Origin of the sequence: Streptomyces sp. NPDC044571 (genome assembly GCF_040647115.1) — a bacterium.
In the GTDB taxonomy this organism is placed as follows: Bacteria; Actinomycetota; Actinomycetes; order Streptomycetales; family Streptomycetaceae; genus Streptomyces.
This window is the reverse complement of sequence record NZ_JBEZBN010000034.1, coordinates 66780-76817: the sequence shown is the minus strand read 5'-3', so window position 1 is coordinate 76817 and position 10038 is coordinate 66780. Positions and strand designations below refer to the sequence as shown.

The window sequence follows — 10038 nt, the reverse complement described above, 5'->3', positions numbered from 1 at the left end:
GGGCGGGCCGGGCAGTCAAGGGTGGCCGAAGGCCATCGCGAAGCGACGCGACGAAGGAGCGCCCTTGACGGCCCGGACCGACACGGAAGGACAGTCGACTGACGGGAAGCCCCCGGACCTCCCCTGATGCCGCCCGTGGGGATTCCGGCCCCCGAAGCCCCCGCCCCGCCTGCCGCCCCCGCCCGCGGGTTCCCGCCGACCCCGACCCCGCCCCGCCTTCCGCCCCCGCCCGCGGGTTCCCGCCGACCCCGACCCCGCCCCGCCTTCCGCCCCCGCCCACGGGTTCCCGCCGACCCCGACCCCGCCCCGCCTACCACCCCGGCTCCCCGAAGCCCCCGCCCCGCTACCCCTCAGAGGTAGTCCTCCAGCCGGCCTATCCGGTACCCCTGTTCCTGGATGCGCTGGAGCATGCGGGTGGTCATCTGGATCTCCGTCGCTCCCTTGAGTTCAGAGGGGCCGCGGAAATGGGCCAGGATGATGTCGCCCGGTTTGAGGGCGGAGCCCTCCGCGTACTGGAAGTTGTTGATCTGCATCGACACCCGCCACAGGACGACCTGGGAGATACCGCATTCGGAGGCGGCTTTCAGGGTGTCGTCGTTGTAGTTGCCGTAGGGCGGGCGGAAGCGGGGCGGTTTGGTGCCGAAGCGCTTCTCCAGGCGTTCCTGCTGCCCGCATATCTCCTTCTTCTGCGCCGCGAAGGGCAGCGTCCGGAGGTTCGGGTGCGTCAGGGTGTGGTTGTTTATCGTGCTGCCCGAGCCGTTGTCACGGAGCTTCTCGAAGTGGCCGTAGTCCGACGAGGCAATGTTGTCCGTGAGGAACATGCTGATCGGCAGCTTCAGGTCGGCCGCCATCTTCAGGAACTCGGGGTCCTTCTCCGCGCCGTCGTCGAAGGTCAGGAAGACGACCTTGTCGGTGGGCGCGACGGGTATTCGGTCCACCACCTGGGCCTTGCCCGGGGTCGCGCTCGGGAGTTGGGGCTTGCGGTCGGGCTTGGGGGCGAACTGGAGGGGGGCCGTCAGGCCCCATTTCCGGTACGCCTCGTCCCCGGCCGCGGGGGACGGCGCGGACGCCGTCGGTGCGGACGGCGAGGGCGTGGGCCGCTGTTCCTCCGTGGCGTTGCGGCCCAGTCGTTCGATGGGGTCCACGCTGTCCCCGCACCCCGTCAGGGACAGCGCGAGCGCGCCGGCCGCCAGCGTTCCGGCTACCAACCGGCGCGCGTACTTCACAGGTAGTCCTCCAGGCGAGCCACGGCGTACCCCTTGTCCGTGACGGTCTTCATGACATGACGGATCATGTCAGGCATGGTCCCCTTCCAGTCCTCCCGCCCCCGGAAATGCGTGAGGATGATGTCACCGGGGTGCAGGTCCCGGTCCCATTCCCGGTAGTCCATCCGGTCGGGGAAGCCCTCCGCGTTCCACAGCGGGACCGCCTTGATGCCGCAGGACTTGGCCGCGCGCAGCGTGTCCTCGTTGTAGTTGCCGTACGGGGGCCGGAACAGCGTCGGCCGCTTGCCGAACTGCTTCTGGATGGTGTCCTGCTGGCCGCAGATCTCCTCCCGCTGCTGCTTGTAGGACAGCGCCGGCAGGTAGCGGTGGTTGAGCGTGTGGTTGTTCAGGGTGACGCCGGCGGCCTGCATCTTCTTGAAGTAGGGGTAGTCGTCGCGGACGAGGTAGTCGCTGAGGAACGCCGTGTAGGGAATCTTCAGCTCCTGCATCATCTTCAGGAACTCGGGGTCCTTCTCCGCGCCGTCGTCGATCGTCAGGAAGACGACCTTGTCCTCCGTGGGGACGGTGGTGAAGACCGGCGGGAGGTCTTCCTGGCCCTCGACCTCGAAGCCGTCGCGGGTGGTGATCTCCGGCTTCGTCTTGGGCGGGGCCGGGGCCGCCAGCGGCGGCTTGGCCAGTTTCCACTTCTTCGCCGCGGCGGCACGGCTCTGCGGGGTGGCCTTTTGCTGTTCGGCCTGGTTCGCGGCCGCGCCCGCGGCGCCCGCGGGCGCGTCGGCGCCCTTGCCGCCCTTGCGGGCGGGGCCGGAGTCCGCGGAGGAGCCGCACGCCGTACCGAGGGCGGCGACCAGCAGCGCGGCCAGTGCCACCCCGACCCGTCCGCGCGGAGCCGCCGCGGACCGGTGACCATGGAGCCTCTTATGTTCCTTTTGTCGTACTAGCTGCATAGCAGCGCATCCTGACACCGTGACACGCGCGCACCCGGGCCGACACTGCGGGCGGACGGCGACCTTCCATCGAGTGGCCCACACTGACCGACAATGAACCGGTGACCCCCGAAGACTTCGCCGCGCTCCTCACCCCCGAGGGCCGTGCCCTCCTCGACTCGCTCCGCGCCTACGACCCGTCCCAGGAGATCGCCGTCGCGACCCGGCTGCGCCGCGAGCACCCCGCCGGCCTGGTCTCCGCGGCCCTCGGGCAGGCCCGGCTGCGACAGCGCGCGGCGGCGAAGTTCGGCGAGCAGGACGCCTTCCGGATGTACTTCACGCCCGGCGGCGCCGAGATGGCCACCCGCGCCTCGGTGGCCGCGTACCGCGCCGAGCGGCTCGCGGCCCTCGGCGTACGCAGCCTCGCCGACCTGTGCTGCGGCATCGGCGGGGACGCCCTCGCCCTGGCCCGGCTCGGCATCCGGGTGCTGGCCGTCGACCACGACCCGCTCACGGTGGCCGTCGCGCGGGCCAACGCCGAGGCGCTGGGGCTGGCGGACCTGATCGAGGTCCGCGAGGCGGATGTGACCGAGGTCGACGTCTCGGGCCACGACGCCGTCTTCATCGATCCGGCCCGGCGCGGCGGGCGCGGGAGGATCTTCGACCCCGAGAGCTACTCGCCCCCGCTGTCCTGGGCCGTCGAGACCGCCCGCAGCGCCCGGTGCGCCGCCATCAAGATCGCCCCGGGCATCCCGCACGAGGCGGTCCCCGCCGAGGCCGAGGCCGAGTGGATCTCCGACCAGGGCGACGTGAAGGAAGCGGTGCTGTGGTTCGGGACGGCCCCCGCGACCGTCCGCGCGACCCTGCTCCCCGGGCCGCGCAGCCTGCACACCGCCGATCCGCTGCCCGACCCGGAGGCCGGTCCGGTCGGCCGCTACCTCTACGAGCCCGACGGCGCCGTCATCCGCGCGCACCTCGTCGCGGAGGTCGCCGAGCAGCTGGGAGGGCGGCTCATCGACCCGACGATCGCCTACATCACCGCCGACGCGCTGCGCGCGACGCCGTACGCGACCGCGTACGAGATCACCGACGTGCTGCCCTTCGGGCTCAAGAAGCTGAAGGCGCTGCTGCGCGAGCGCGAGGTCGGCGTCCTGACCGTGAAGAAGCGCGGCTCGGCCATCGAGCCCGAGGAGCTGCGCAAGAGGGTGAAGCCGCAGGGGCCGCACGCGGCGACCGTCTTCCTGACCCGCGTGGCGGGCGCTCCGTCGATGCTGATCGGGTCGCCCGTGGCGGCCCGCTGAGGTCCTGCGGCCCGCCACGGGCGCGCCCGAGAGGGCCGGATTCCGCCGGGTCGCCGGGCCGGGGGCCGGTTCCTGCGATGGGAGGGTCAGCCTCGGGGGACCCCGGTCGTTCACGGACCGGGCGGGCCGGCGTCGATCCGGCCACCGCCGAGCGGCTCGACGAAGCGATCACCGCGGCCATGAAGAAGGAGGGCATACCGGGGGTCGGCGTCGGGCTCTGGTTCGACGGCCGCGGTTCCGACGAGCGCTCCTTCGGCACCGCCGACAAGGCCGCCGGCACGCCCATGAGATCGTCACTCCGGACCACACGTGGTCGGCGCCGGCCGCGGCGCAGCCCAACGCCCCCGGGCAGAGCCCGCCGCCCGGGACCGGCACCCCGAAGCCACCGCCGCCCGCGAAGCCGTGACCCCGACGCGCGACGCATGACGTCTACGGGGGTGTCCCGCCGCCGGTACGGAAGACGCGCACCGCCCAGCGGTAGTGCGCGCCGGCCTTGCCGAGGCCCAGCAGGCCGGTGATCCACAGGATCATGCCGAAGCCCATGTAGTACGTGACTTCGCCGTACGTGGTCTCGCCCGGCCGGGCGGAGGCAGCGGCCCCGAACGTCACCCACAGGCCGAGCGCGCCCATCGCGAAGGAGGCCAGCAGCCAGGCCAGGCTGCGTCCGGGCGCGCGCAGCCCCGCGGCGGCAGTGGGGTCCGGGTCGTACTCCGCCCACGCCTGCAGCAGCCGGCGCACCTGCCGGTCCCGCTTGGCGCCCCAGGCGAACCAGAACCCGGCCGGGATCAGGACGCCTGCGCCGAGCACGGCGAAGATCAGCCCGAAGAGGTACGACAAGGGGTCGTGCTCCTCGATGGCCATCAGGGCCATGCCGACGAAGGTCCAGCCGAGGGCGAAGACCGCCGCGACGGCCCAGAGCAGCAGCAGTCGCCCCAGGCCCAGGCTGCGCCGGCCGAGGTCCGCAAGGAAGCGCGCGCGGTCGGCCCGTACGACGTCCTCGTCCATCCAGGCGCGCAGGTGCGCGGGAGGGGGCGGAGGCGGCAGGTCACGGCTAGTCATGCGCATGACGATATCCGGCTGCGGGCACACGGCCCGCCCCGGATCTGCCGGAGGGTCAGGAAACGGCGCCGGTCGTGACCTCCACCGACTCGAACCGCCAGCGGTGCACCGCCCGCGTGATCAAGTCGGCTGCGGGCTCGGGGAGCTCGGGAAGCTCGGCCGCAACCCCCTCGACCGTCTCCCACCAGGTCACCACCAACACGCGGTCGTGCGGGGCCCGGAACACCTCGCGGCGCACCGGCTCGCGCGCCAGCACCTGCGAACGGGCCCACTCCAACAGCTCGTTGCCCCGGCCGTCGGCGGCCCGGGCCTCCCACATCAGCGCGACGGTGCTCACGAGTACAGGTTGTCCTTGCTCAGCTCGTGCACGTGATCGTGATCGTGGGCGTGCCCGTGCCCGTGCCCGTGCCCGTGGCCGTGCGCGGCGCCCGGCACGTGCGGGTCCGTCACCGGCAGCGAGGAGTCCGCCGACAGGTCCCAGTCCGAGGCGGCCCGGTTCCGCTTGACCATCTCCGCACCCAACGCCGCCACCATCGCTCCGTTGTCGGTGCACAGCTTCGGCCGCGGCACCCGCAGGATGATCCCCGCGTCGTCACAGCGCTCCTGCGCGAGCGAACGCAGCCGGGAATTGGCCGCCACACCACCACCGATCATCAGGTGGTCGACGCCCTCGTCCTTGCACGCGCGGATCGCCTTGCGGGTCAGCACGTCCACCACGGCCTCCTGGAACGACGCCGCCACATCGCGCACCGGCACCTCCTCGCCCGCGTTCCGCTTCGCCTCGATCCAGCGGGCGACGGCCGTCTTGAGCCCGGAGAAGGAGAAGTCGTACGCCGCATCGCGCGGCCCCGTCAGCCCGCGCGGGAAGTTGATCGCCTTCGGGTCGCCCTCCTTGGCCAGCCGGTCGATGACCGGGCCGCCCGGGAAGCCCAGCTGGAGCACCCGCGCGATCTTGTCGAAGGCCTCGCCGGCCGCGTCGTCGATGGTGGCGCCCAGTGGCCGTACGTCGGAGGTGATGTCCGGGGCCAGCAGCAGCGAGGAGTGTCCGCCGGACACCAGCAGCGCCATCGTCGGCTCCGGCAGCGGCCCGTGCTCCAGCTGGTCCACGCAGATGTGCGAGGCCAGGTGGTTCACCCCGTACAGCGGCTTGCCGAGCGCGTACGCGTACGCCTTGGCCGCCGAGACGCCCACCAGCAGCGCCCCCGCCAGGCCGGGACCGGCCGTGACCGCGATGCCGTCGAGGTCGCGGGCGCTGACCCCGGCCTCCTTCAGGGCGCGTTCGATGGTCGGGACCATCGCCTCCAAGTGGGCGCGCGAGGCCACTTCGGGCACCACGCCGCCGAAACGGGCGTGCTCGTCGACGCTCGACGCGATGGCGTCGGCCAGCAGGGTGGTGCCGCGGACGACGCCGACGCCGGTCTCGTCGCAGGAGGTCTCGATGCCGAGGACGAGCGGTTCGTCAGCCATGGGTCTCACCTTGTACGGGTCCGTCCGCGAGGACGGAGTGTGCGGGATCGGAAAGGCGCATCACGAGCGCGTCGACGTTGCCCGGCTGGTAGTAGCCCCGCCGGAAGCCGATCGGCTCGAAGCCGAAGCGCTCGTAGAGCCTCTGGGCCCGGGTGTTGTCCACCCGTACCTCCAGCAGCACCTCGGCGCACTCGAATGCGGTGGCGGCGCGCAGCAGCTCGGTGAGCAGCCGGGCGCCGAGCCCGGTGCCCCACTGGTCGCGGGCGGCCGCGATGGTCTGTACGTCGCCCAGGTCCCCGGCGGAGGCCAGTCCGGCGTAGCCGACCAGGCGGCCGGTGTCCCCCGCGGCGGAGCCGGTGTCGGCGGGGATCTCGGCGACGACGTAGTGCCGGGTGGCCCGCGGGCCGCGCGCGTGGGCGAGCTCCGACCAGAACATGCCCGCGGACCAGGCGTCCTCGGGGAACAGCTCGTGCTCCAGTTCCAGCACGGGCTCGATGTCCCACCAGCGCATGGGGCGCAGTCGGGCGGTCACTGCGGGGTGACCACCTTGTAGTTCTTGGGCACCTGCGCGTCGGGCCGGCGCAGGTACAGCGGCTGCGGGGGCACGCCCTCGCTGTTCTCGAAGGGCATCCCGGTCGCCAGCCGCCGCGCCGCCAGGGCCGCGAGGGCGCCGGCCGACTGGTGCTCGGGCGCCCGCGCGTCCGTGAAGACCTCCGGGTACAGCAGCGCGCCCTGTCCCACCGCCGGCACTCCGGCGACCTGCTCGGCGATGTCGGCCGGGCGGTCCACGGCGGGCTCGCCCACCCGGGTGTACGGGTCCTCGTAGCGGGCCCAGTAGACCTCTTTGCGCCGTGCGTCGGTGGCGACGACGAACGGGCCCTCGATCCCGGCGGCGCCCGCGGCGTACGCGAGTCCGTCGAGGGTGCACAGGCCGTGCACGGGGATGCCGAGCACGGCGGCGAAGGTGGAGGCGGTGACGAGGCCGACGCGCAGTCCCGTGTAGGGGCCCGGGCCGACGCCGACGACGATGCCGGTGAGGGCGTCGAGGGTGACCCCGGCCTCGGCGAGGACCTTGTCGACGGAGGGCAGCAGGAGCTCCCCGTGACGGCGGGCGTCGACCTGGTTCGACTCGGCGAGGACGGTCTCGCCGTCGTGCAGGGCGACGGTGACGGCGGGCGTGGCGGTATCTACTGCGAGCAAGAGCACGCGAACAGCCTACGACTCCGGGGGCCGGGGCCCTCGCGGCCGGTCGCGGGGCACCCCGGCTGCTACCTTCGACCCAGGTGTCGAGACCCACACATCGACTCGGATGGGGACCCGGGCGCCGGTTCGGGTGTCGAAAGCGCGGAGAGGTGGAGCAAGGTGGCACGCAGCAGCTCGGGAATCGTGGCCGGGCTCACGATCGCGGCACTCGCCGCCGTCGGCTTCCTCGGCTACCAGGCCTCCGCGACCGCACCCGCGCGTCCCGCGAAGGCGGCCCCGCCGAGCCCGGCCCCCGCTCCCAACCGTCCCGCGCCCGTGCCGAACCAGGGCAAGGCGGTGGCCCTGCCCGCCGAGTCCGGCACGGGGGCGCGCGTCGTGTACTCGGTGGGGCTGAAGCGGGTGTGGCTGGTGGGCGAGGCCGGGCAGGAGCCGAGGTCGTTCCCGGTCATGCCGAGCACGGCCCACCCGAAGCCGGGCACCTACCTGGTGAACTCCCGCTCGAACTCCGTGACGGGCTCGGACGGGGTGCCGATCGAGCACGTCGTACGGTTCGCCACCGCGGACGGCGTGGTGGTCGGCTTCAGCGCCCGGGTCGACGGACAGCTGCCGGAGCCCGACCCGGCGAAGAAGACCGGCGGCATCCGCATGACGCGGGCCGACGGCGATGCGATGTGGGCCTTCGCGACGATCAACTCGAAGGTCGTCGTCGTTCCCTGAGCCCCGTCGCTCCCCCGCAGCCCCGGCGCTCCCCCGCCGGGCGGCGTGCCCCGGCCGTCGGGCCACGGGCGCGGTTCACCCGTACGGAGGACAGCCCTAGGCCGCTTCGGACTCCGGGGCGGCCTGCTCGCGTACACCCTCCCCGGCGCTCTCGTCCGGACGCCGCGGTACGCGGTCCCGCGCGGGAGGCGTCGAGACGGCAGTGGCGGCCGCGCCCGCGGCGAGCAGCGCCCCCATGGGCACGGTGGACGGGCGGGGGTCGCGCGGTACTCCGGCTGCTGCCGACATGACTGCCTCCTGGCCCGGGCCGGCCGTAACTTAGGTACGCCTAACCAGCCCTCCGTACCATGTCACCACGCGGGCCCGCGTCGGCGCAATATGTTGCCGACGAGTTGTCGGGAAGTTGCCCTGCAGGGACCTCCGCCTACCGGGCGGAGGCGGCGGTGAGGGCCGCCAGCGCGCCCGCACCGGCCCAGCGCGCGCCGATGCCCCGCACCGAGACCTCGCGCACGTCGTCGAGGACCTCCTCGTGGCCGACCGCGCGGGCGATCACCACGTGCAGCCGGTCGTCGGAGAGCTCCTCCACCTTGCCGTCGCCCCACTCCACGACGACGACGGACTCGGGCAGCGAGACGTCGAGGTCCAGGTCCTCCATCTCCTCCAGCCCGCCGCCGAGGCGGTACGCATCCACGTGGACCAGCGCCGGTCCACCGACCAGCGACGGGTGCACGCGCGCGATCACGAAGGTCGGGGAGGTCACCGCTCCCCGTACGCCCAGGCCCTCGCCGAGACCCCGGGTCAGGGTGGTCTTGCCCGCGCCCAGTTCCCCGGTGAGCAGCACGAGGTCGCCGGGGCGCAGCAGGCCGGCGATGCTGCGGCCCAGGTCCTGCATGGCCTCGGGCGAGTCGACGGTGATGCGTGCCTGCGCGGCGGGGGCCTCAGCCGCCTGCCTGTGCGGCGCTTCCCGGGGGGCTTGCAGCGGTGCTTCCAGCGGTACTTCTTCCATGCCCGACAACGTTAGTCGCTGCGGGCACCGCACCGGTGCGCGCGAGCAGGTCGACGAGCAGCTCGGTCACCGTGTCGGGGCATTCCAGCATCATCAGGTGGCCGGCGGACTCCAGCACCACCAGCTCGGCGGCGGGCAGGGCGTCCTTGATGATCTGGCTGTGGGCGGCCGGGGTGACCATGTCGCGCGCCCCGGCGATGATCGTGACGGGGATGTCCGCGAACCGCTGGAGTGCGGCGGTCTTGTCGTGGGTCTGGAACGCCGGGTAGAACTCGGCGACCACGTCGATGGGGGTGGCCTCGATCAGCCGCTCCGCGAAGCGCGCGACGCCGGGGTCCACGTCCCGCGGGACGCCGAACGAGTACAGCTTGATCATGCCGGCGAAGAGGTCGGCGGCGGCCCGGCGCCCCTTCTCCACCAGCTCGACCTGCGAGCCCAGCGCCTTCAGGACGGGCGGCAGGAGGCGGCGGACGGCTCCCATGCCCACCGCGGGCAGGCCGTAGGTCACCTGGTCGAGCCCGCCGCTGGAGGTGCCGACGAGCGCCACGCCGACGACCCGGTCGCGGATGAGCTCCGGGTACTGTTCGGCGAGCGCCATGATGGTCATACCACCCATCGAATGGCCGACCAGGATCACCGGGCCCTCGGGGGCGGCGGCCTCGATGACGGTCTTCAGGTCGCTGCCGAGCTGGTCGATGGTCACCCGTACGCCGTCGGCCTGGGCGAACCCGCGCGCGCTGCGGCCGTGGCTGCGCTGGTCCCAGTACACGGTGCGGACCAGGCCGCGCAGGGCGGCGCGCTGGAAGTGCCAGGAGTCCTGGGCGAGGCAGTAGCCGTGGCAGAAGACGAGGGTCGCGGGGGCCGGGGCCTTGCGGCGCAGCCGGGCCCGCTTCTTGGGCTCCACGGGGGGCTCGTCGACCTCGTAGTACAGCTCGGTGCCGTCCTCGGCCCAGCAGGCTCCGGCGGTTCCCCGCAGCGATCCGTAGTCCTCGGTGGCGTCGAGCGCGACGCGCGCCTTGCGGCGCATGCCGCGCCCGACGGTGATCCGCTCGACCGCTACACCGGCCGCCGCGCCTGCGGCTATCACGCCGATCGCGGCGCCGGCCCAGCCGGCCCTGCGCCAGTTCTCGCTCACG

12 protein-coding genes are annotated in these 10038 nt (G+C 73.1%); 2 read left to right on the top strand and 10 right to left on the bottom strand.

Features of this window, described 5'->3' with window-relative positions:
• Positions 1-350 precede the first annotated feature (350 nt).
• Both AB0B01_RS19685 and AB0B01_RS19680 read right to left on the bottom strand, forming a co-directional pair.
• Positions 351-1208, bottom strand: a complete 858-nt coding sequence (locus tag AB0B01_RS19685) for a polysaccharide deacetylase family protein (protein ID WP_361720291.1) — start codon at positions 1206-1208, stop codon at positions 351-353.
• 14 nt (positions 1209-1222) lie between these two features.
• A complete protein-coding gene (locus tag AB0B01_RS19680) occupies positions 1223-2092 on the bottom strand; it encodes a polysaccharide deacetylase family protein (protein WP_361720280.1) in 870 nt (289 codons plus the stop codon).
• 179 nt (positions 2093-2271) lie between these two features.
• Between AB0B01_RS19680 and AB0B01_RS19675 the strand changes: the two genes are divergently transcribed.
• On the top strand, positions 2272-3450 hold the full coding sequence (locus tag AB0B01_RS19675; RefSeq protein WP_361720277.1) for a methyltransferase domain-containing protein: 1179 nt from the start codon (positions 2272-2274) through the stop codon (positions 3448-3450).
• Between the two features lie 429 nt (positions 3451-3879).
• On the opposite strand, the gene AB0B01_RS19670 is transcribed toward AB0B01_RS19675, so the two are convergent.
• Genes AB0B01_RS19670 through tsaB form a run of 5 tightly spaced genes read right to left on the bottom strand, consistent with a single transcriptional unit; the run spans position 3880 to position 7182 of the window.
• A complete protein-coding gene (locus AB0B01_RS19670) occupies positions 3880-4509 on the bottom strand; it encodes a hypothetical protein (RefSeq protein ID WP_361720274.1) in 630 nt (209 codons plus the stop codon).
• 55 nt (positions 4510-4564) lie between these two features.
• Positions 4565-4846 (bottom strand): hypothetical protein, encoded by a 282-nt coding sequence (locus AB0B01_RS19665; protein WP_361720271.1) that lies wholly within the window; start codon positions 4844-4846, stop codon positions 4565-4567.
• A complete protein-coding gene (tsaD, locus tag AB0B01_RS19660; RefSeq protein ID WP_361720268.1) occupies positions 4843-5976 on the bottom strand; it encodes a tRNA (adenosine(37)-N6)-threonylcarbamoyltransferase complex transferase subunit TsaD in 1134 nt (377 codons plus the stop codon). Before tsaD ends, AB0B01_RS19665 begins: the two co-directional genes overlap by 4 nt.
• Complete coding sequence (rimI, locus tag AB0B01_RS19655) at positions 5969-6487, bottom strand: ribosomal protein S18-alanine N-acetyltransferase (RefSeq protein ID WP_361720288.1); 519 nt, start codon at positions 6485-6487, stop codon at positions 5969-5971. Before rimI ends, tsaD begins: the two co-directional genes overlap by 8 nt.
• 17 nt (positions 6488-6504) lie before the next feature.
• Positions 6505-7182: a tRNA (adenosine(37)-N6)-threonylcarbamoyltransferase complex dimerization subunit type 1 TsaB gene (gene tsaB / locus AB0B01_RS19650; protein WP_361720265.1), complete on the bottom strand. Its 678-nt coding sequence runs from the start codon at positions 7180-7182 to the stop codon at positions 6505-6507.
• Between the two features lie 156 nt (positions 7183-7338).
• Here tsaB and AB0B01_RS19645 point away from each other — a divergent pair, with 156 nt between their 5' ends.
• Positions 7339-7896: a hypothetical protein gene (locus AB0B01_RS19645; protein WP_361720262.1), complete on the top strand. Its 558-nt coding sequence runs from the start codon at positions 7339-7341 to the stop codon at positions 7894-7896.
• Positions 7897-7992: 96 nt separating this feature from the next.
• On the opposite strand, the gene AB0B01_RS19640 is transcribed toward AB0B01_RS19645, so the two are convergent.
• From AB0B01_RS19640 to AB0B01_RS19630, 3 genes are all read right to left on the bottom strand, one after another.
• The gene (locus AB0B01_RS19640) at positions 7993-8184 is read right to left on the bottom strand and encodes a hypothetical protein (RefSeq protein WP_361720259.1); all 192 of its coding nucleotides are present in this window, start codon (positions 8182-8184) and stop codon (positions 7993-7995) included.
• Positions 8185-8320: 136 nt separating this feature from the next.
• Complete coding sequence (tsaE, locus tag AB0B01_RS19635; protein ID WP_361720256.1) at positions 8321-8902, bottom strand: tRNA (adenosine(37)-N6)-threonylcarbamoyltransferase complex ATPase subunit type 1 TsaE; 582 nt, start codon at positions 8900-8902, stop codon at positions 8321-8323.
• The gene (locus tag AB0B01_RS19630; protein WP_361720253.1) at positions 8835-10037 is read right to left on the bottom strand and encodes an alpha/beta hydrolase; all 1203 of its coding nucleotides are present in this window, start codon (positions 10035-10037) and stop codon (positions 8835-8837) included. The genes tsaE and AB0B01_RS19630 overlap by 68 nt, the downstream gene beginning before the upstream one ends.
• Between the last annotated feature and the right edge of the window lies 1 nt (position 10038).

Bases quoted from the DNA above. Each gene is read 5' to 3' on its own strand.
- AB0B01_RS19670 (WP_361720274.1), bottom strand. From the start codon at position 4,509: ATGACTAGCCGTGACCTGCCGCCTCCGCCCCCTCCCGCGCACCTGCGC.
- tsaD (WP_361720268.1), bottom strand. From the start codon at position 5,976: ATGGCTGACGAACCGCTCGTCCTCGGCATCGAGACCTCCTGCGACGAG.
- rimI (WP_361720288.1), bottom strand. From the start codon at position 6,487: ATGCGCTGGTGGGACATCGAGCCCGTGCTGGAACTGGAGCACGAGCTG.
- AB0B01_RS19640 (WP_361720259.1), bottom strand. From the start codon at position 8,184: ATGTCGGCAGCAGCCGGAGTACCGCGCGACCCCCGCCCGTCCACCGTG.
- tsaE (WP_361720256.1), bottom strand. From the start codon at position 8,902: ATGGAAGAAGTACCGCTGGAAGCACCGCTGCAAGCCCCCCGGGAAGCG.